This window comes from Mesorhizobium sp. ESP-6-2, assembly GCF_020164675.1.
GTDB lineage: Bacteria > Pseudomonadota > Alphaproteobacteria > Rhizobiales > Rhizobiaceae > Mesorhizobium.
This window is the reverse complement of the sequence record NZ_JAIUGT010000002.1, coordinates 405162-425246: the sequence shown is the minus strand read 5'-3', so window position 1 is coordinate 425246 and position 20085 is coordinate 405162. Positions and strand designations below refer to the sequence as shown.

Below are 20085 nucleotides of genomic sequence, written 5' to 3'. Positions count from 1 at the left end.
GTGACGCAGATGGTCAGACGAACAGCTTGCCTTCCGCCACCTTGACCGCGTTGCCACCGATGCGCGCCGAGACCAGTTTGCCGCCCTCGACATTGAGTTCGAGCCGGATACGCGAGGGCCGGCCCATCTCCAGACCCTGCTCGATCCAGAGCTGCGAAACACCGTCGGTCGGACGGTCGAAATACATGATGGCGCCTGCGAATGCGGCCGCCGCCGAACCGGTCGCCGGGTCCTCGTAGGAAGGAGTGCCGGGCACGATCATGCGCACATGAAAGGCGCTCTCGTGGTTCACCGTCTCCCGGCAATACACATAGGGGCTGGCAAAGGCCCATTCGCTCTTGCGCGGCGCCAGCTCCGACCAGGCCTGGTTGTCGAGCCGGATCCGGCCGGCCGCTTCAAGATTGGCCACCGGAATGGTCACGTAGGGCACGCCGGCTGACCAGAACGCGACGCGATGATTCTCGAAACCGATCTCGTGCGGCGCCAGGCCAAGAGCGGCGCCGATCGCCACCGGGTCGGCTTCGAGCTTCAGCGGCTCCGGCAGCTTCGCCAGGTCGAATTCGGCGAATGTCGCGCCATCGTGCTTGCTGACGGCGCAGCGCACCGGGCCGATGTTTTCCTCCAGCACGAAAATGCTCGCAGCGCCGTCATTGACGGCCATTTCAGCGAGCGCGATATCGCCCAGTTCGGCCAGCGCGATCGCCGAGCCCACGGTCGGGTGGCCGGCGAAAGGCATTTCATAGTCGGGCGTGAAGATACGGATGCGGGCGCGGTGCTTGGGATTGTCCGGCGGCAGCACGAACACGGATTCCGAGAGGTTGAATTCGCGCGCGATGGCCTGCATCGCAGCCGTGTCCAGTCCGCCGCTGTCCAGCACCACCGCCAGCGGGTTGCCGGCCAACCGATCGGTCGTAAACACATCGTAAAGCAAGTAATCGCGTCTCATGGAGGAAACCTTCCGCTTTGATCCGAATTTCTGCCTCAATCCCAACATGAGCGAAATTTAATTTGATATTCGAACCATTAGCACTGATCTGTGCACTCATAGGGACATATTGCGCTTCAGGGGGTCCGGCGTGGACCAGATTGTCAATCTGCCAAAGACGGAATCGGATTCCGCCATCGAGACCGCGCTCGGGCTCGACCAGACGGGACGGCGCAAGAAACGCCGCCGCGGCTGGCTCTATGCGCTGCTGGCGCTGATCGTCCTTGTCGCGGCTTTTGCCGGCTACCAGTGGTATGCCGGCTCGCCGATCAAGATCGATTATACGACGGTGCCCGCCGCCAAGGCCGACCTCACTGTCGAGGTTTCGGCGACCGGCACGTTGCAGCCCCTCACCCAGGTCGACATTTCCAGCCAGCTCTCGGGCATCATCCGTTCAGTCTCCGTCAACGAGAACCAACGGGTCAAGAAGGGCGATGTGCTGGCCGCGCTCGACACCGCCAAGCTGCAGGTGCAGATCGAACGCGCCGAGGCATCCGCCAAGGCGGCCGCCGCCAATGTCGCGGACGCCACCGTGACGCTGGCCGAAAATGAAAGCGCGCTCGTGCGCGCCGCAGCGTTGACCAAGCGCGGCATGGCCACCGACCAGTCGCTCGAAGCCGCGACCGCGACCCGTGACCGCTCCAAGGCGGCGCTCGACAGCGCCGAGGCCAATCTCGCCATCGCCAATGCCGACCTGAAATCGCAGCAGACCGACCTTGCCAACAGCACGATCTATGCGCCGATCGACGGTATCGTGCTGACGCGCTCCGTCGATCCCGGCCAGACGGTGGCCTCCTCGCTGCAGGCGCCGGTGCTGTTCATCATTGCCGCCGATCTCAGGAACATGGAACTGGTGGCGGCGGTCGACGAAGCCGATATCGGCGCGGTCAAGCCAGGCCAGCATGCCCGCTTCACCGTGGATGCCTTCCCGGAGCGGCCGTTCGACGCCGAAATCCGCGACATCTCCTACGCCTCGGTCACGACCGATGGCGTCGTCACCTACAATGCCCGGCTCGAGGTCGACAACAACGAGTTGCTGCTGCGGCCAGGCATGACCGCCACGGTTTCCGTCGTCACCCGGCAGGCCAAGGACGTGCTGACCGTCCCCTCCTCCGCCTTCCGCTATCGTCCTGCGCAACAGGCCGCCCGCGGCTGGAGCCTGAGCGACCTGTTCACCGGCCGCATGGGACGTCCCGGCGGCAATCGCCAGCGCCAGGCAGCAACGCCGCCCACCGACGGCTCACGCACGCTCTACGTGCTGGAGAAAGGCCGTCCGCATCCGGTCAACGTCAGGATCGGCTCGACTGACGGCGAGCTGACCGAGATCACCTCGGGTCTGCCAGAGGGGGCGCAGGTCATCACCGCCTCGCAGCAGCGGAGCTGACGCCGTGGCGATGGGCGCGTCTCTCATCACCTTCGACAAGGTCTGGAAGAGCTATGGCCAGGGCGAAGCCAAGGTACATGCGCTGGCCGGCGTCGATCTTGCGATCCGGCGCGGCGAGTTCGTCGCCATCATGGGCCCGTCCGGCTCCGGCAAATCGACGGCGATGAACATCATCGGCTGCCTCGACACGCCGACCGCCGGCACCTATTCCTTCATGGGCGTCGATGCCGGCCGGCTCGACCGCAACCGCCGCGCCATGCTGCGCAACCTTTATGTCGGCTTCGTCTTCCAGGGCTATAATCTGCTGGCGCGCACCACGGCGGCGGAAAATGTCGAACTGCCGCTGATCTATCGCGGCGTGGCCAGCCGCGAGCGCCGCGATCTTGCCATGCAGGCGCTGGCGCAAGTCGGCCTTGTCGGTCGCGAGCATCACACGCCGGCCGAGCTTTCCGGCGGCCAGCAACAGCGCGTGGCGATCGCGCGCGCCATCGTCACGAGGCCGACGCTGCTCGTCGCCGACGAACCGACCGGCAATCTCGACACTGCCCGCACGCACGAGATCATGGAGTTGCTGACGCAACTGAACAAGGAGCTTGGCCTGACCATCACCATGGTCACCCACGAGGCCGACGTCGCCGAATATGCCGAGCGCACGGTGCGCTTCCTCGACGGCCATGTCGCCTCCGACACCATGACTGTCGAGGTGGCCTGACCATGCTCTGGGAAACCGTCCGCCTCTCCTTGCGCTCGATCCGCCGCAATATGCTGCGCTCGTTCCTGACCTTGCTCGGCATCGTCATCGGCGTCGCCGCGGTCATTGCCATGCTGACCATTGGTTCCGGCACCACCGCAAAGGTCAAGAGCGACATCGCCAAGCTCGGCAGCAATCTTCTGGTTGTGCGCTCCGGCCGTCCGGCCGGTCCCGGCGCTCCGGGCGGGCTCGACCAGGTCGTCCGCCCGCTCGCCGAAAAGGACCTAGCAGCACTTGTCACCCACCTGACAGGCGCGCGCGCCATTTCGCCAGCCTCGCAGAAGCAGGTCCGCGTCATCTTCGGTACCGAGAGCCTGACCTCCGGGGTCACCGGCACCGACAGCGCCTATCTCGATGCCCGCGACTGGAAACTGGTCTCAGGCCGTCCGTTCAGCGAGTCCGAGACCCGTTCGGGCACAGGCGTGTGCCTGATCGGCGAGACGGTGCGCCAGCAGTTCTTCGGCGCCGGCGATCCCGAGGGCGAGATCATCCGCGTCAACCGCACCTCCTGCAAGATCATCGGCCTGCTCGAGCCGAAGGGCTATACCGGCTTCGGCCAGGACCAGGACAATGTCGTCTTGATGCCGCTGCATGCCTATCAGCGGCGCATCGTCGGCAACCGCAACATCGACAACATCTACGTCGCCGCCGACGACCGCACCCCGACATCGGAGCTGCAGCCGCGCGTCGAGGATATTCTGCGCGATGCAAGACGCATCACCCCCGACCGCGAAAGCGATTTCGCGATCCGCGACATGACCCAGATCGCCGATGCCATGGCCAGCGCCACCACCACCATGACCGGCATGCTGGGCGCGGTCGCCGGCGTCAGCCTGCTGGTCGGCGGCATCGGCATCATGAACATCATGCTGGTGTCGGTCACCGAGCGCACCCGCGAGATCGGCATCAGGCTGGCCATCGGCGCGCATGAAAAGCACATCCTCATCCAGTTCCTGGTCGAGGCGACGGTGCTGTCGCTGCTCGGCGGCATCATCGGCATCCTGATCGGGCTCTCGCTGGCCGGTCTCGCCTCGGCGATGCTGGCCATTCCCTTTGCGCCGAGCCCGGCAGTCGTCCTGCTCGCCGTCGGCTTTTCCGCGCTGATCGGCATGGTCTTCGGCTTCTTCCCGGCGCTGCGCGGCGCCAGGCTCGACCCGATCGACGCGCTGCGGCATGAATAAGGCGATTGGAAAGCAAAGGCGCGGCTACGACGCTGTTTCCCAGGGATTGATGGTATTCAATCCGGCGGCCGCGAATGGACTGGTGTCGCGGGTGGCGACCGTAAGACCGTTTGCTGCGGCCGTGGCTGCGATGTAGCCATCCGCATTGCCGATCGCCTTGCCTGAGGCTCTCGCTTGCACCATGAGCTTGGCATAGGCGCGCGACGCGTCGAGGTCGAAAGGCAGAATGCGGCCTGCAAACAGCGGCAACGCATCCTGCTCGAGACGATCATGCAGGACCGCGCGACGCTGGCCGGCGGGCATCGCTGCGATGCCGAACCGCAGCTCAGCCACGGTGACGGCTGAGAGATACAGGGTTTCGACAGCCTGGGCGTCGATCCACGCGATTACGCGGCGATCGGGTGCAGGTTTCCAAGGCTCAGAAATGACATTTGTGTCGATGAGGATCATTCGAACCTCATCGGCTCGCCCGGTGTTTCGTCGCGGAGCTGCTGCAATCTATCGACATCCTCTTGCGACAATCCGGCCTCGCGGCCGATGGCGGCGAGCAGCGAGCCGAGTTTGACCCGATTGGCCGGCCGCACCGCCGTTTCCAGGATTTCGCGCATTTCGGCTTCGGTGCTACGGCCATGGTGCGCTGCCCGCACCTTCAAGGCGCGGAGCGTTTCCTCTGGCAAATTGCGGATAGTGACAGCGCTCATTGATATCATCCAAGGTTACAATGATGTCATTGATAGCAATATAGAGAAGTTGCCATCAACACACAACAGTCCCCGCCCCTGAAGGAGGGAGTCATTCGATGTTTGCGATAGCAGAAAGCCACTCAGACCGTCGCATGGCTGGCCAGACGATCAGCAAGGAAGGGTACTAAGATTTTAGTCCGCGTTCGCAAAATGCCATTCGATCAGCGGCTTCATATGCGGCATCAGCCCGTGCGGCAGGTCGGTGGCATGGCGGATGATGACCGGACCCACGATCTCCGGTTCGGCCTCGGTTGCGACGAAGGCCGAAATGCGCTGCGCGATCTCCTCGGCGGGCTCGGGAACCCGGTAGCGGCGGAAGATCACCGTGCCGCTTGCCGTCGACAGCGCATGGTAGTGCAGGCCGCGTGCGGCGCCCGAAATGTCGAGGCCGGTTTCTTCCCGCACCTCGCGGATCATGTTGAAATCGACATCGACGAGGCCGTCGCGAAAATCCGCCGGTTCGAATGAACCGGCGGCGAAATAGACGCGGCCGGCAGTGACGGTGTGGGCGGCCATGCGGATCGCCACCAGCGCATTGTCGCCGGCCACAAGCATGGCATGGGCATAGGCGTGCTCGGCGCCGGAATTCTCGCGCCGCTTCCGCCAAAGCATGAAGGTGGAGTAGTTGACCGCGTGGCACCGGCCGACGAGGCGATTGTCGCGCCAGGCAAGTCGCGAAAGCAGCACAACGGGACCATCGAACAACGCGGGATTGGCCGCGATCTCGTGCTGCCAGTTCGCTGCGATCGCCTCGGCATTGTCCAGCGCGAAAGGATGCGGCCCGGGATCGAGCCGGACATCGACGGCGTCGACCGGCAAAATGACATTGCGCGGCAGGTCGAAGCTCACGGCTCAGGCCATGTCCAGCGTGATGGCCACCGGACAATGGTCCGATGCCTTCGGCCGGTCCCAGCCGGCGCGCGGGAAACGCTCAACTTCCTGGCCGGCGGGGAAGATCGTGCGCCAGGGCTGGCCGTTGCGGATGATGTCCGGGACGGCGGTGGCGTTCTTAGCAGCCAGTCCCTTGGAGAGCAGGATATAATCGAGTTGGCACAAATGCCGCTCTTGCGGCCCACGCGTGTGGTAGAAGGTCCAGCGGTTCATTTCCGGCCGCCTCTCGACCACGTTTTCGCAAAAGCCGCCAGCCGTCAGCACGTTGATGCAGGACAGGTTCTCGTCGACCACCTCGAAACGATAGCCGTCGATGTCGTCGCCGGCGATCTTCACGCGCTGGCGGTAATCGTTCATGTCGCCGCAGATCGCCCAGCGCTTGTCGGCTGCATGATCCGCCCCGAAGCGCTCCTCGATGATCCGCCGCACCGCCTGCGCCTCGGCGATGCGGATCGGCATCGTCGCTTCACGCCCGTCGAGCCCGTTGCGGGGCGAGCCCATCGACTTGAAGTGCACGAGATAGATGGTCAGCGGCGAGCCGCCCACGGTAATGTCCACTTCCAGGCAGTCGCGCCGGAAGATGCGTTCATTGGGCTGGTTGCCGAGCGCCGCCAGCTCCGGCGTGTGCAGCCCGAACTGCTCATAGGTCACATAAGCGTGGCTGGTCATGCGCACGAATTCGATGGGCTGGCCCTGCGCGGTCTCGCTGCGCATCATCACGGCGACGTCGATGCCGCGCGAATCATTGCCGGCAGCGGTATATTTCTGGCGGTAGCCCTGACCCACCATCTTGAAAAGATAGCCATATTCGAACGCCTTCAGGGCCTCGATATTGTCGACTTCCTGCATGCAGATGATGTCCGCGCGCGTGGCCGCGATAGCCAGCGCCGTCAGCTGCCGCGTGTCGTCCGACTGCGCGATGGCCCGGGCCTGCTCCAGCATCTTGTACTCGGCCTCGCTCTGGATATCGAAGAGGGCCAGCGTCCGATCCTCGTTGAGCTGGTTGCGGTATCCGGAAAAATCGAACCTGTTCATCAGGTTCTCGACATTGAAGGTTGCAAGGCGCAGCGACATATCATGACCTTTGCCCGCAAGCGCGGCAGAAAACAAGGCCGGGCAACCATCAGCTGGAAGCGATTGATCCTGGCGGGCTTCGCGCCGTGGTTGACGGAACCTTTCCGTTCATCCGCCGTTCAGACGCAAAGACCCACAGTGCGCCCATCCAGGGTCGGCGTGGGGCCTGTTTTTCTTGGAGAAGTGCAATGAACGCGCTCTTTTCTTCCACTGTAAAATCCGGGCTGATAGCGCTCGGTATCTTCTCCGGCGTCACGGCACCTTCCGCTGCTGGACCGATCCTGCAGCCGGATCTGTCGATTCCCGCCAGCACAGCGGCGCCAACTGTGACGCCGGTTCGCGACAGCTGGGCCGGCGGCAACAACCGGAGTAGTTTCAACAACGACTGGAGATGGCGCCGGTCGGGCGGCTGGAACCGCGACAACTGGAATCGCGGCAATTGGAGCGGCCGTCACTGGAGCGGCCGTCACTGGAACGGCGGCGACGACTGGCGTTGGCGGCATGGTCGCCATCACTACCGCGGCCGCTACTATGACGACGGCGCCGGTGCCGCGATCCTGGGCCTTGGCTTGGGGCTTGGCCTCAGCAGCCTATACAACAACTACAACTACTATGATGCACCGCCGCGCCGCTACTATCGCGCCGGGCGGTTTTCGAGCGCCCATGTCCGGTGGTGCTACAACCGCTACCGCTCGTATCGGGCTTGGGACAACACGTTCCAGCCCTATAACGGCCCGCGCCAGCAGTGCTACTCGCCCTATCGCTGAGCCAGGCCGCACAATCCTGCAATAAAAAACGGCGCCCCGCGGCGCCGTTTCTTTTCGAGCGTGGATCGCTCAGGACTTGCAAAATGAGGGACGTGGGTCGCTCAGTTCTTGGCCTTGTCGACCAGCTTGTTCTTCGAGATCCACGGCATCATCGCGCGCAGCTTGGCGCCGACCTCCTCGATCTGATGGCTGTCGTTCATGCGGCGGATGCCTTTGAAGCGCGACAGGCCGGCACGGTATTCCTGCATCCACTCCGAGGTGAATTTTCCGGTCTGGATGTCCTTCAGCACGCGCTTCATCTCGGCCTTGGTCTCGGCGGTGATGATGCGCGGCCCCGAGACGTATTCGCCCCACTCGGCGGTGTTCGAGATCGAGTAATTCATGTTGGCGATGCCGCCTTCATAGATCAGGTCGACGATCAGCTTGACCTCGTGCAGGCACTCGAAATAGGCCATTTCGGGCGCATAGCCGGCTTCCACCAGGGTCTCGAAGCCGGCCCGGATCAACTCCACCAGGCCGCCGCATAGCACGACCTGCTCGCCGAACAGATCGGTCTCGCATTCCTCGCGGAAATTGGTCTCGATGATGCCCGAACGGCCGCCGCCGACGCCGCAGGCGTAGGAGAGAGCGAGGTCGAGCGCGTTGCCCGAGGCGTCCTGGTTGACCGCGACCAGGCACGGTACGCCGCCGCCCTTCTGGTATTCGCCGCGCACGGTGTGGCCGGGGCCCTTCGGCGCGATCATGACGACGTCAACCGTCGACTTCGGCTCGATCAGGCCGAAATGCACGTTGAGGCCGTGTGCGAAGGCGATTGCCGCGCCGTCGCGGATGTTCGGTGCGATCTCGTTTTTGTAGATGTCGGCCTGCAATTCGTCGGGCGTCGCCATCATCATCAGGTCGGCCCATTTGGCGGCGTCGGCCACGCTCATCACCTTGAGCCCGTCGGCCTCGACCTTCTTGGCGGTCGCCGATCCGGCCTTGAGGCCGATGGCGATCTCCTTGGCGCCGGAATCCTTGAGGTTGAGCGCATGCGCCCGGCCCTGGCTGCCATAGCCGATGATGGCGACCTTCTTGCCCTTGATCAGGTTAAGATCGGCATCACGATCGTAATAGACGCGCATTTTTGTCTTCCTTCCCGTTTGAAGATCAGAGGCCTTGCGGCCCGGTTTTTGCTCCGAAAAGAGCGAGAAACTGCTGCGTCGCGCGGACGGCATCGCCGCCGATCGCCGCCTCAGTCAATTCCAGCCGGTCGCCGAGCAAGAGACGGATCTGCACGTCGCGGGCGACCAGCCCGAAAAAGGTGCGGAACGCCGTCTCGGCGTCCGAAAAATCGAGCAGCCCGGCCTGCCTGCCGGCCTCCAGCACCGGCTTCAGGCGCTTGGCGAGGGCAAAGCGCCCGTTCTCCAGCACCACCGCGCCAAGATCATCCTTGCCCGAACCGGCATGGCCGACCGCCAGCCGGTTGAGCGCGATCGAAGTGTCGCTGGAAATGACCCTCAGCCAGTCGGAAGCAAATCGCTCCAGGCTCGCGGCCAATGAGGCAAGATCGAGTCCCCTGCCGTCGACCGCCGTCACCCGTACCTTCGAGGCCTGCCATTGCACCGTTGCTGTGAGCAGCCCGTCGCGGTCGCCGAACCATTTGTAGAGCGTTTCCTTGGAGCAGCTCGCCCGGCGCGCCACTGCGGTCATGGTCAGATTGTCGCCCTCCTCGACCAGCAGGCGGAGTGCTGCATCCAGAACCGCCTTCTGACGCTCCGTCAGCGCTTCGCTGTCGTCGAGATCGGCGTTTGCTTGCAACACACTCTGTTCCCGTTTGATGGTAGAGCCGCGGATCGCCCCGAGTCCGTACCGTACGTTACGGTTCGGCATATTGCGCAATCCGAAGATCGGCGCAAGGGGAAAATAACGAAATGTCTTCCGATGTCCCCGCAGCCGCGCAAACGTATGTTCAGTCGCCGGCTGGCGGATCGCGCAACCGACCGAGCAAGGCCGATACCGTGTTCAGTTCTTGCGGCGAGAGCTTGTCGCCAACCAGCTCCGCGATCGACCTGCCGTAGACGGCCCACATGCGGCGGCGCGTCTCTCGTCCCTTGGCCGTGATGCGGACGGTTTGGCCCCGGCCGTCATCAGCCACCGGCAGCTTCTCGACAAACCCGTCGGCTTCAAGCCGAGCCAGCAGCCGCGAAATATTGTACTGCGCGAACAGGGTTCGTTCAGTCAGCTGGAACGGCCGCAAGCCGCCCTCGCCCGCCTCAGCGAGTTCGTGCAGCACGTCATACCAGGCAAGCGGCGGCAGGCCGCCTTCCTTCAGCGCGTCTTCGGCACGTTCCACCAGTTGGCGTGATACCCGCATCAGGCGGGCCCAGGTCTTGATGGCCTCCGGCGATGGCAGGGCTGTCTCGATCATGACGTCATCATAAGAGATAGATGCAGTTGCATCAAGCTTGACGATCAATGCATTTGCATCTAGATAGATGCGAATGCATCGATATCGAGAGGCAAATCCGATGAAGCATGCCAACACCCTCATTCTCGTCAGCCATCCCCTTTGCCCCTATGTCCAGCGTGCGGCGATCTCGCTGGCCGAGAAAGGCGTGCCGTTCAAGCGCGTCGACATCGACCTCGCCAACAAGCCTGACTGGTTCAAGGCGATCTCGCCGCTCGGCAAGGTGCCGCTGCTGCGCGTGCGGCTAGGGAACGATGAGACGGTGATCTTCGAATCCGCCGTCATCCTCGAATTCCTCGAAGAAACCGAGGCCAATCCCCTCCACCCCGCCGACCCCTATGCCCGTGCCCGGCATCGTGCCTGGATCGAGTATGGCTCAGCCATCCTCAACGGGGTCGGCCGATTCTATTCGGCATTGACCGAGGCAGGATTCCTTGCCGAGTCTCGGACGCTGTCGGAAATGTTCGATCGTGTGGAGACCGAATTGGCGGGCGAAGCCGGCCGGACTGGACCATGGTTCGAAGGCGGGCGCTTTTCGCTCGTCGACGCAGTCTACGGCCCTGTCTTCCGCTACATCGATACCTTCGACCGGATCGGCGACTTCTGCATTCTGGACGGCAAACCGCTCGTCCAGGCCTGGCGCCAGGCACTGAGTGGACGCCCGTCCGTCAAGCAGGCCGTGGCGCAGGACTATCCACAGCGCCTGCATGCCTTCCTGCGGGCGAAGGGGTCGTTTCTTTCGACGGTCATTCGCAAGAACGATCCGGCCAGCGCGCTTCCGCCAGCCCAGTTCGCCTGAACGGATCGACCACCGGCCACCATCGAGGCCAGGAACTGCGGCGCCGGGGCCGGCACCGCCACGCCCGTGCAGGATCAGTTCCGAGCCGATCGGCTTGCTTCCTCGAAGCTCGAACATCGTGACCCTGTGCCCGGCCGGCTTGAGATAAAGCGCCATCGCCAGCCCGCGCCCGTAATTGCGGTAGGAAATGCCGATGCCCCCAAACCGAACAGGCCGGGACAATCCCTTCAGCGGCCGGGTGAAATCAAGTCGCGCCTCTCGACCTTGTCAGGCTCAAGCCTTGGCGGCATCGAAACCGAGGCGCGCGTCGCGCACCGCGTCATGATTGAGCTCGGCCCATAGGATCAGTTGGTGCAAGGCACCGAACATCGAATGTCCGAGATCGGTCAGGCTGTATTCGACGGCCGGCGGCTTGGTCGGGAACACTTCGCGATGCACATAACCGTCGCGCTGCAAATCATGCAGCGTTTGCGTCAGCATACGTTGTGAGATGTCCGGCACCAGCCTGCGCAATTCTCCGAAGCGGTAGGGCCTTTCGGCCAGCGCCATCATCAGCAGCGAACTCCATTTCCCGCTCACCCCCTGGATGACGTCGCGAACCGGGCAATTGGAAAAATTGCCTCCGCCTGAGATGGCCTTGTAGACCTCCAACTTCGTTCTGAGATTGACGATCTTGCTGTCCACGGCTGGTTCCCTGACTGTGCCTACCTCCCGAAAAACTGCCTTCTTTACGACCACGGGTCAATTCCTATTTTAGCGCTGGTCTCTTTTTGAGACCACCACTCGAACCGCGCTTCCGGCGCAATATTGGGATTCTCCATGACCGCTACCCTTCTCGTCACCGGCGCTTCCGGCCAACTCGGCCGCGGCGTCATTCATCATTTGCTGGACTCCCTCAAGGTTCCGCCTCAACGAATCATTGCCACCACCCGCAATCCGGAAAACCTTGCCGACCTGGCGGCGCGCGGCGCCACCATCAGGGCCGCCGACTTCGACGATACCGCATCGCTGGAGGCTGCATTCAAGGGCGCCGACAGGGTGCTGATCATCTCGACCGGCGATCTCGATCTAAAAAGCGGCAAGCGCCTGAAGCAGCACAAGAATGCAGTCGCGGCGGCCAAAAACGCCGGCGTTTCGCACCTGCTCTACACCTCGATGCCCAACCCGGAACCGGTGTCGCCGGTCCTGTTTGCCGGTGACCACTACAGCACCGAGCAGGCAATCAAGGCGAGCGGCATCCCCTACACGATCTTCCGCAACGGCTGGTACCAGGAGAACCTGTTCATGGCGCTGCCGCACGCGATCGCCTCGGGGCACTGGTACACGTCCGCCGGCGAAGGCCGCATCGCCCATGGCGCACGCGATGACATGGCAGCGGCGATCGCCGCCGGTCTCGCTTCCGGCTCGAGCGACAGCGAAACCTACACGCTGACTGGCCCGCAAGCGTATACGACGGCCGAGATCGCCGCCCTCGTCAGCGAAGTCACCGGCAAGCCGCTCGATGTCGTGCAGGTTTCGGATGATGTCCTGACCGAAGGGGTAAAGGCATCAGGCGTTCCCGAGGATTTTGCCGGCGTCATCGTTTCCTTCGACGTCAACACGCGCGCCGGCCGCATCGCCATGGTGACGGATGCGGTCGAGATGCTTTCCGGCAGGACGCCAAGGACGTTGAGGCAATTCCTCGAGGCGAACAAGGCTGTCCTGGCCGGTTGAAATCCACGCGGCGGGAAGTCTGTTCTCGACTTCCCGCCGCCCTCTACTTCGATGTTTTGATCAGGCCGTGCCGGATAAGGCTCTCTCCGGTCACCGCCAGCGCATCTTCGGGCGAACGCGGCTTCCAGCCGAGCATGCGCACCGCCTTGGCATTGGTGGCATTCTTGACCTTGCCCAGCTCAGGCACGAGCTGGGCGACTTCCGGATTGAACAGTCCCACCATGCGCACCAGCCAATCGGGAAGCTCTCTGGTCGAAACGCGCGCCGCCGCATTGCCGAGTCGCTTTCTCAAGGTTTGCGCGATTTCCCGCACCGTCATGAAATCGCCGGCGACCGCCAGGAAGCGCTCGCCGTTGGCAGCTGGATCGGTCATGGCGCGGACATGCAGGTCCGCCACATCGCGTGCATCGACGACGCCGAAGGACAAGCGCGGCAGCCCCGGCATGGCGCCATTCATCATGCGTTGGACAAATTCGGTGGAGGTCGAATGGTCGGAGCCAAGCACAGGCCCGAAGATGCCGACGGGGTTGACGGCAGCAAGCTCCAACCCGTCCCCCTCGGCGGCGATAAAATCCCAGGCTGCGCGCTCGGCGAGCGTCTTCGACTTCACATAGGCGCTGACCCTTGCCATCGGATCGGTCCAGCTCTCCTCGGTGAACGGACGGCCGTCGGGCGGCAGCTTGCCGTAGCCGACAGCCGCGAAGGAGGAGGTCAGCACGACGCGTCTGACGCCGGCATCTCGTGCCGCGCGCAGCACCCGCAACGCGCCTTCACGGGCCGGAATGATCAGCTCGTCCTCATGCTGGGGCACGCCGGGCGGGAACGGCGAGGCGACATGCAGGACATAGTCGCAGCCGGCAGCGGCTGGCGACCAGCCGGCATCGCTCATGAGATCGGCGATTGCAAAGGAGAGCCTGTCATCCGGCTCGACGCCACCTGTCTTGAGCATGGCCAGGACATCGGCTTGCCGCCTGGCCGAGCGCACGGTCGTGCGCACGCGGTAGCCCGCCTTCAGCAGTTCAAGGATACAGTGAGCGCCGAGAAACCCAGATCCGCCGGTGACAAGCACCAATTCGCCGCTCATGCCCGCCCCCGAAGCGTCAGCCCAAGGCGATCGAGACCGTCAGATCGCCACCTGCGTGCCGATCTCTACCACACGGCCGGTCGGTATCTGGAAATATTCGGTGGCGTCGGCCGCCGTGCGCGCCAGCCCGATGAACAGCCGGTCTTGCCACACCGGCATGCCGGAATTGGGCGAGGCTTTCAGCGAGCGCCGGGACAGGAAGAAGGAGGTCGTCATGATGTCGAACTTCCAGCCTTGCTTGCGGCAGATCGCCAGCGCGCGCGGAATGTTGGGCTGCTCCATATAGCCGAAGGTCAGCGTCACCCGCATGAACAGCTCGTTGACTGTCTCCATCTTGACCCGGTCGCTGTCAGGCACCACCGGCTGCGGCGCGGTCACCACCGAGAGGATCACATTCTGCTCGTGCAGCACCTTGTAATGCTTCAGGCTGTGCATCAGCGCGGTCGGCGCGCTGAGCGGATCGCTGGTCAGGAACACCGCGGTGCCGGATACCAGTTGCGGCTTCTTCTTCAACAGATTGCCGGCCAGGAAATCGAGCGGGATCTCGTTGCGGCGGGTCTTGTCGAAGAGATAACGGCTGCCGCGCACCCAGGTCCACATCGCCAGAACGATGGTGAAGGCCACCGCCAGCGAGGCCCAGCCGCCTTCGAACACCTTGACGATGTTGGAAGCAAAGAAACCGACATCAATGAAACCGAACAACGCTGTCATCGCGACCGCCACCCACAGCCGCCATTTCCAGATGCGGGTCATGACGACAAACAGCAGCACCGTGGTCACCAGCATGTTGCCGGTCACCGAGATGCCGTATGCCGAAGCCAGCCTGCTGGATTCGCCGAAGCCCACCACCAGCATCATCACCACCAGCGCCAGCAACAGGTTGACGCGCGGCATGTAGATCTGGCCGGACTGTTTTTCCGACGTGTGCAGGATTTCCAGCCGTGGCAGCATGTTGAGCTGCACCGCTTGCCTGGTCAGCGAGAATGCGCCTGAAATCACCGCCTGGCTGGCGATGACCGTCGCGGCGGTCGCCAGCACCACCATCGGGATCAGCGTCCAGCCTTCGTTCATTTCGAAGAAGGGATGTCCGACCACGCCGTTCTTGGCCAGCACGAAGGCGCCCTGGCCGGCATAGTTGAGCAGCAGGCAAGGGAACACGATCGCCAGCCAGGCGAGCACGATCGGCTTGCGGCCGAAATGGCCCAGATCGGCATAGAGCGCTTCGGCGCCGGTGACCGCAAGGAAGATGGCGCCGATGGTGACGAAGGCGACATCGGGCGAATTGATCAGGAAGGCGACAATATAGTGCGGGCTGATCGCCCACAGGATTTCCGGATCGGCGATGATATGGTTGAGACCGGACAGGCCGATAGCCAGGAACCAGACCGCGGTGATCGGGCCGAAGATCAGCGCCACGCCGCCGGTGCCGAAGCGCTGCACCGAAAACAGAACCGCCAGGATGACCAGTGTCAGCGGCACGACATAGGGCTGGAAGGTCGGCGTGACGACATTCATGCCCTCGACCGCCGAGAGCACCGAAATTGCCGGGGTTATGACGGCATCGCCGAAAAACAGCGAGGCGCCGACGATACCGATGCCCAGAATGATCGCCGAGCGCTTCGGGAAACTGCCGCGCGCCAATGCCATCAACGATAGCACGCCGCCTTCGCCGCGGTTGTTGGCGCGCAGCACGAACATGATGTATTTGATGGTGACGATGATCGTCAGTGACCAGATGATCAGCGAGAGAACGCCAAGAATGTCGCCACGGTCGGCCACTTCGCCGCCCGACGACGCCACCAGCGCCTCGCGGAACGCGTAGATCGGGCTGGTGCCGATATCGCCGTAAACAACGCCGAGCGCGCCGAGCATCAACACCTTGGTGCTGTGCTGCTCGATCTCAGGATGGCTCGATTGTTCGACGGTTTCTGCCTCACTACCAGTGTTGGCAAGGGCCATGAACGACACTCCGATAAGCGGGCGGTGCTCTACGCTTGCTGCGATGCAATATCAAGTACCGTCGCGTTATGGCTGCCATGCTTTGCACGCGAGGCTGCCACCATTACCACCCGCAAGCCCTGAGAAATCGGCCCACCGTGCCGGCCATGCCATACTCCAACGCGTCGGCTGTCAACCCATGTCCGATCGACACTTCCGCCAATGCCGGAACGCGTCGCGCCAGGGCCGGCAGGTTGCTCACCGTCAGATCGTGCCCGGCATTGACCTCAAGGCCCGCGGCAACGGCCGCATCGGCGGTTTTTCCCAGTCTTTCCAGCTCCTTGGCCGCCTTGGCGGAATCGGCATGACAACTGCCATAAGGTCCCGTGTAAAGCTCGATACGGTCGGCGCCGGTATCGCGCGCGGCGTTTATGCCGGCGGGATCCGCATCGGAGAACAACGAGACCCGAAAACCGCCCTTCTTCAGGCGTCTCACGATCGGTGTCAGGAACGCTGCATCGGCGATGAAGTTCCAGCCATGGTCCGAGGTTGCCTGGGAGGGATCGTCAGGCACCAGGGTCACCTGTTCCGGCTGGTGCTTTTCCACAAGCGCCAGGAAATCCTCGGTCGGATGGCCCTCGATGTTGAATTCGGCCCGCGGGAACTCATCGTCGATCAAGGCCCTGATCTCAGGCAGGTCTGAACGGCGGGTATGGCGCTCGTCCGGGCGAGGATGCACCGTCAGCCCATGCGCTCCCGCCGCAAGCGCGATGCGGCCAAGCCTGATCACATCAGGCCACGGCAGGTCGCGCCGGTTGCGCAGCATGGCGATGGCGTTGAGATTGACGGAAAGCTTTGCGGGCATGGCTTCGGATCCTGCTCGATTTCGGCGCATCTATACCGCCTTTGACGGGAACAGATAGGGGTTTCCGGTGTTCCAGAAGATCGGACGACGTTTGTGAAAGGATACGATCCCTTGAATTTCCTCGAAGCCGTGCCGGCAATCCGGCGCATCGATACGGACCGTGAGGATCTCTTCGCCATCGATATCGTCGGCCATGTCTCGGCGGCCGACGCGGAAAACCTGTTCGGCCTACTCGAAGCGGCCTACGCGCTTCACCCGCGAATCGATGTGCTGGTGCGCGTAATCGATCATGACGGCGTCGACTGGAACGACATATCGGACGAGACGCTGAGACAGGGCGCGGTCCAGGCCGTGGAGCATATCGGCCGTTGTGCCGCGATCGGCGAGCCGGACTGGACGGCGCAAGCGCGAGACTTCCTCCCTACCCCGCCGCCGGTCGAACTCAGGCACTTCAAAGACGAGGACGAGGCCGATGCCTGGCAATGGCTCGGCGCCAGGCAACTGGGCTCCGCTACCTGACGATCGTCAACCGTTCGGCCGCCCGGGTGATCGCGGTGTAAAGCCAGCGCTGGCGCGTCTCCTTGAACGCCCAGCTCTCGTCGAACAGCACGATCTCGTTCCATTGCGAGCCCTGCGCCTTGTGCACGGTCAGCGCATAGCCATAGTCGAAATCGTCGAACCGCTTCTTCTGCTGCCACGGGATATCGGCGTCGGGATCCTCGAAAGCCGCCTTGAGCAGCTTGATCTTGGCGACACCGCGGTCCGGATCATCCTCTTCCGGCGACACCAGAAGGTTGATGCCAGGTTTTACTGTCTCGCGCGACGAGGTCATCACCTTCCACAGCGAGCCGTTGAGCAGGCCCTTGGCCGGGTCGTTGCGCAGGCACACCAGCTTGTCGCCGGCCTGTGGATAGTCGGCATTGAACCCCTTGAGCTCGCGCAGGCGCTGGTTGTAGCGGCGGCGCGTGCGGTTGGTGCCGACCAGCACCTGGTCCGCCCTCAGCACCAGCTCCTGGTTGACGTCTTCCTTGCCGATCACCTGCGCCGTGCCGTAGTCGCCGCGCATGAATTCGCGCCCCTCGCGCACATCGAGCGCCAGCCGCAGGATCGGATTGTCGCGCGCCTGCCGGTGGATTTCGGTGAGCAGGAAATCCGGCTCGTGGTCGGTGAAGAAGCCGCCGCCCGAGATCGGCGGCAACTGGCCGGGATCGCCCAGCACCAGGATCGGCGTGCCGAAGCTCATCAGGTCGCGGCCAAGCTGCTCGTCGACCATCGAGCATTCATCGATAATGACCAGTTTCGCACGCGAGATCGGGCTCTGCCGGTTGAGCGAAAAGGTCGGCGACATCGACGTCTTGCCGGTCACCTCGTCTTCGACCGATTCCTCGCCCTTGGGCCTGTAGATCAGCGAATGGATGGTGCGGGCATTGACCGCGCCCTTGGAGCGCAGCACCTGCGCGGCCTTGCCGGTGAAGGCGGCGAACTGCACCTGCCCGTCAACATGTTCGGCGAAATAGCGCGCCAGCGTCGTCTTGCCGGTGCCGGCATAGCCGAACAGCCGGAACAATTGCGGCTTGCCGGCCTTGAGCCAGCGCGCGACCGCTTGCAGCGCCTCGTCCTGTTGTGGTGAAAATTCCATCTGATCGTGTGACCGGATTCGCGAGGGAAAGACAAGATAGCCGCCATCGCCATCGACGCAGCCTGGTGGCGAACTCCCTGCGCTTCAGCCTATCAGGCGAGGACGGGAACGTAAAGGGAACGGGCGCCATGTCCGCGCGATCAGATGACGGCGTGCGGATCGTTCTCCAGCAGGATCGGCTTGCCGTGCGGGGTGGCATGCGCGGCGCGCTCCCAGGCCCGTGCCATCGCATCGACATCGGGCTTGGCGGCCAATCCCTTCGACGCCAGCAGCGCTTCCAGCGCCGCCAACCAATGTTCGTAATAGTCATGGCCGTCAGCCGCGGCGCCGGGTTTCTTCACTTCGGCCGACAGTGCCTGCGCCCACTCGCTCCACGAAAACAGGCCTTTGTCGTGCAGCGCCACCGTCATCGCGAAGGCTTCGGCCTGCCAAGGCTTGGCGAAGATGGGCGCATCGAGGCCGGCGGGCAAACCGGCAGGCCCGTTCGCCTCAGGCCGGTTCAAGATAGCTCTCCCAGGCATCGATGGACACAGTCAGCGTCGGATCGGCCCCGTCGCCCCAGATCTCGGTGCCGTCGAAAACCACCGTATAGACCCATTGTGGGTTTTCGCCTTGCCCATGCGCGTTGGTGTCGGGGAACACAAAGCCTTCGCGCACCGCTTCAATCCGCCCATGCTTGCCGCGGGCGTAGCGCGGCAGCCTGGTGTGGCCGGTCGGGTTGAAATTCCTGGTTCGTATGCGGTCGCCGGCCCTGAACCGCGGCGCCGTTTCGACCGGCCGGTTGCACGGAGCGCCCTTGGCAAGCACGGCCGGAACGTCATCGGCCTTCAGCACCCGTTTGGGCGTCGCGGCCGCATCGATCGCCTCGCTTGCCGCAAGATCGCGCTCGCTGACGAAACCATGGCGCTTGAGCAGGATCTCCAGCGCCTTGATCCAGATCTGGTAGTAGCTGGAGGCATAATAGTCGGCCGGATGCAGCGATTCCCGCGCATGACGGCTCTCATCGATATTCCAGGCGCCCATTGCGCCGGCGGTGAGCGTCACGCCGAGCGCCCGCCGCTCCCAGTCGGCATGAAAATACGGCTCGTCCCGTTCCGGCGCTACCGGTCCGAATCCCATTTGTCCACCGAGATCCTGTGGGCCGTTCATGGCGGCCCCCCCGTTTGTTCCGTTTTTTGGGCCAGCGCGGTGCCGATCATGGCGTCGCGGCTTACCAATCCGGACAAGCGCTCCTCGCTCCAGCCTTCGGTTCCTTGAGGCCGCATCGGTACGACGAGATAGCGCAACTCCGCCGTCGAATCCCAGACGCGTATCTTTGTTGAGACCGGCAGCGTCAGCCCGAATTCCTCAAGCACGCCGCGCGGATCGATGACCGCGCGCGAGCGATAGGGCGGCGCCTTGTACCAGACCGGCGGCAGGCCGAGCACCGACCACGGATAGCAGGAGCACAGCGTGCAGACGACGAGATTGTGCGTCTCTTCGGTGTTGAACACCGCCTGCATGTGCTCGCCTTGGCGGCCGGTGTAACCCAGCGATCCGATCGCCGCCGTCGCATCGCGCTTCAGCCACTCGGCAAAAGCGGGATCGCTCCAGGCCTTTGCCACCACCCTCGCGCCGTTGCGCGGACCGATCTTGGTCTCGTAGGTATCGACGATGACATCGATCGCGGCCGGATCGATCAATCCCTTGCGGGTGAGAATGGTTTCCAGCGCGCGCACGCGAGCGGCAAACGGATCGAGCTCGTTGTCGTGGTCATGATCGTGGGACATAGCCACAAACTACGGCTGCGATCCGCCGGCCGCAAGCATGACGACTTGGGCCAGTG

23 protein-coding genes are annotated in these 20085 nt (G+C 63.5%); 7 read left to right on the top strand and 16 right to left on the bottom strand.

What is annotated here, in order from left to right; genetic code table 11:
• Nucleotides 1–13 precede the first annotated feature (13 nt).
• A complete protein-coding gene (locus tag LB532_RS07075) occupies nt 14–946 on the bottom strand; it encodes a PhzF family phenazine biosynthesis protein (protein ID WP_140639121.1) in 933 nt (310 codons plus the stop codon).
• A 130-nt stretch (nt 947–1076) separates the two neighbouring features.
• Between LB532_RS07075 and LB532_RS07070 the strand changes: the two genes are divergently transcribed.
• Genes LB532_RS07070 through LB532_RS07060 form a run of 3 tightly spaced genes read left to right on the top strand, consistent with a single transcriptional unit; the run spans nt 1077 to nt 4301 of the window.
• The gene (locus LB532_RS07070) at nt 1077–2369 is read left to right on the top strand and encodes an efflux RND transporter periplasmic adaptor subunit (RefSeq protein WP_140639122.1); all 1293 of its coding nucleotides are present in this window, start codon (nt 1077–1079) and stop codon (nt 2367–2369) included.
• A 4-nt stretch (nt 2370–2373) separates the two neighbouring features.
• On the top strand, nt 2374–3081 hold the full coding sequence (locus LB532_RS07065) for an ABC transporter ATP-binding protein (protein WP_140639123.1): 708 nt from the start codon (nt 2374–2376) through the stop codon (nt 3079–3081).
• Nucleotides 3082–3083: 2 nt separating this feature from the next.
• The gene (locus tag LB532_RS07060) at nt 3084–4301 is read left to right on the top strand and encodes an ABC transporter permease (protein WP_140639124.1); all 1218 of its coding nucleotides are present in this window, start codon (nt 3084–3086) and stop codon (nt 4299–4301) included.
• A gap of 24 nt (nt 4302–4325) precedes the next feature.
• Here the strand turns inward: LB532_RS07060 and LB532_RS07055 are convergent, their stop codons facing one another.
• From LB532_RS07055 to LB532_RS07040, 4 genes are all read right to left on the bottom strand, one after another.
• Nucleotides 4326–4751, bottom strand: coding sequence for a type II toxin-antitoxin system VapC family toxin (locus LB532_RS07055; RefSeq protein ID WP_140639125.1), 426 nt, complete (start codon nt 4749–4751; stop codon nt 4326–4328).
• Complete coding sequence (locus LB532_RS07050) at nt 4748–5002, bottom strand: FitA-like ribbon-helix-helix domain-containing protein (RefSeq protein ID WP_140639126.1); 255 nt, start codon at nt 5000–5002, stop codon at nt 4748–4750. The genes LB532_RS07055 and LB532_RS07050 overlap by 4 nt, the downstream gene beginning before the upstream one ends.
• A gap of 174 nt (nt 5003–5176) precedes the next feature.
• A complete protein-coding gene (locus LB532_RS07045) occupies nt 5177–5893 on the bottom strand; it encodes a hypothetical protein (protein WP_140639127.1) in 717 nt (238 codons plus the stop codon).
• A 3-nt stretch (nt 5894–5896) separates the two neighbouring features.
• Nucleotides 5897–7009 (bottom strand): endonuclease/exonuclease/phosphatase family protein, encoded by a 1113-nt coding sequence (locus LB532_RS07040; protein ID WP_140639128.1) that lies wholly within the window; start codon nt 7007–7009, stop codon nt 5897–5899.
• Nucleotides 7010–7197: 188 nt separating this feature from the next.
• On the opposite strand from LB532_RS07040, the gene LB532_RS07035 reads away from it, so the two are divergent.
• Complete coding sequence (locus tag LB532_RS07035; RefSeq protein ID WP_140639129.1) at nt 7198–7776, top strand: BA14K family protein; 579 nt, start codon at nt 7198–7200, stop codon at nt 7774–7776.
• Between the two features lie 101 nt (nt 7777–7877).
• On the opposite strand, the gene ilvC is transcribed toward LB532_RS07035, so the two are convergent.
• The 3 genes from ilvC to LB532_RS07020 all read right to left on the bottom strand — a co-directional run bounded on the left by ilvC (nt 7878) and on the right by LB532_RS07020 (nt 10183).
• Complete coding sequence (ilvC, locus tag LB532_RS07030) at nt 7878–8897, bottom strand: ketol-acid reductoisomerase (protein WP_010910140.1); 1020 nt, start codon at nt 8895–8897, stop codon at nt 7878–7880.
• Nucleotides 8898–8922: 25 nt separating this feature from the next.
• Nucleotides 8923–9573: a TetR/AcrR family transcriptional regulator gene (locus LB532_RS07025; protein ID WP_263492146.1), complete on the bottom strand. Its 651-nt coding sequence runs from the start codon at nt 9571–9573 to the stop codon at nt 8923–8925.
• A 151-nt stretch (nt 9574–9724) separates the two neighbouring features.
• The gene (locus LB532_RS07020; protein ID WP_140639233.1) at nt 9725–10183 is read right to left on the bottom strand and encodes a MarR family winged helix-turn-helix transcriptional regulator; all 459 of its coding nucleotides are present in this window, start codon (nt 10181–10183) and stop codon (nt 9725–9727) included.
• A 100-nt stretch (nt 10184–10283) separates the two neighbouring features.
• Between LB532_RS07020 and LB532_RS07015 the strand changes: the two genes are divergently transcribed.
• Nucleotides 10284–11021, top strand: coding sequence for a glutathione S-transferase family protein (locus LB532_RS07015; RefSeq protein WP_140639131.1), 738 nt, complete (start codon nt 10284–10286; stop codon nt 11019–11021).
• 273 nt (nt 11022–11294) lie between these two features.
• Here LB532_RS07015 and LB532_RS07005 read toward each other — a convergent pair whose 3' ends face one another.
• Entirely contained in the window at nt 11295–11705 is a 411-nt protein-coding gene (locus LB532_RS07005; protein ID WP_140639132.1) for a winged helix-turn-helix transcriptional regulator, read from the bottom strand.
• Nucleotides 11706–11840: 135 nt separating this feature from the next.
• Here LB532_RS07005 and LB532_RS07000 point away from each other — a divergent pair, with 135 nt between their 5' ends.
• The gene (locus LB532_RS07000) at nt 11841–12734 is read left to right on the top strand and encodes an SDR family oxidoreductase (protein WP_140639133.1); all 894 of its coding nucleotides are present in this window, start codon (nt 11841–11843) and stop codon (nt 12732–12734) included.
• Nucleotides 12735–12777: 43 nt separating this feature from the next.
• Here the strand turns inward: LB532_RS07000 and LB532_RS06995 are convergent, their stop codons facing one another.
• From LB532_RS06995 to LB532_RS06985, 3 genes are all read right to left on the bottom strand, one after another.
• Complete coding sequence (locus LB532_RS06995; protein ID WP_140639134.1) at nt 12778–13818, bottom strand: SDR family oxidoreductase; 1041 nt, start codon at nt 13816–13818, stop codon at nt 12778–12780.
• A 39-nt stretch (nt 13819–13857) separates the two neighbouring features.
• A complete protein-coding gene (locus tag LB532_RS06990) occupies nt 13858–15777 on the bottom strand; it encodes a potassium transporter Kup (RefSeq protein ID WP_140495382.1) in 1920 nt (639 codons plus the stop codon).
• A 103-nt stretch (nt 15778–15880) separates the two neighbouring features.
• The gene (locus tag LB532_RS06985) at nt 15881–16621 is read right to left on the bottom strand and encodes a pyridoxine 5'-phosphate synthase (RefSeq protein WP_140639135.1); all 741 of its coding nucleotides are present in this window, start codon (nt 16619–16621) and stop codon (nt 15881–15883) included.
• Nucleotides 16622–16732: 111 nt separating this feature from the next.
• On the opposite strand from LB532_RS06985, the gene LB532_RS06980 reads away from it, so the two are divergent.
• Nucleotides 16733–17140: an STAS/SEC14 domain-containing protein gene (locus LB532_RS06980; protein ID WP_140639136.1), complete on the top strand. Its 408-nt coding sequence runs from the start codon at nt 16733–16735 to the stop codon at nt 17138–17140.
• Here the strand turns inward: LB532_RS06980 and LB532_RS06975 are convergent.
• From LB532_RS06975 to nthA, 4 genes are all read right to left on the bottom strand, one after another.
• Complete coding sequence (locus tag LB532_RS06975; RefSeq protein ID WP_140553563.1) at nt 17133–18260, bottom strand: ATP-dependent RecD-like DNA helicase; 1128 nt, start codon at nt 18258–18260, stop codon at nt 17133–17135. The genes LB532_RS06980 and LB532_RS06975 overlap by 8 nt on opposite strands.
• 140 nt (nt 18261–18400) lie before the next feature.
• A complete protein-coding gene (locus LB532_RS06970; protein ID WP_181169326.1) occupies nt 18401–18763 on the bottom strand; it encodes a nitrile hydratase accessory protein in 363 nt (120 codons plus the stop codon).
• Complete coding sequence (gene nthB / locus LB532_RS06965; RefSeq protein WP_140639137.1) at nt 18750–19409, bottom strand: nitrile hydratase subunit beta; 660 nt, start codon at nt 19407–19409, stop codon at nt 18750–18752. The genes LB532_RS06970 and nthB overlap by 14 nt, the downstream gene beginning before the upstream one ends.
• Nucleotides 19406–20029, bottom strand: a complete 624-nt coding sequence (nthA, locus tag LB532_RS06960; RefSeq protein ID WP_140639138.1) for a nitrile hydratase subunit alpha — start codon at nt 20027–20029, stop codon at nt 19406–19408. The genes nthB and nthA overlap by 4 nt, the downstream gene beginning before the upstream one ends.
• Between the last annotated feature and the right edge of the window lie 56 nt (nt 20030–20085).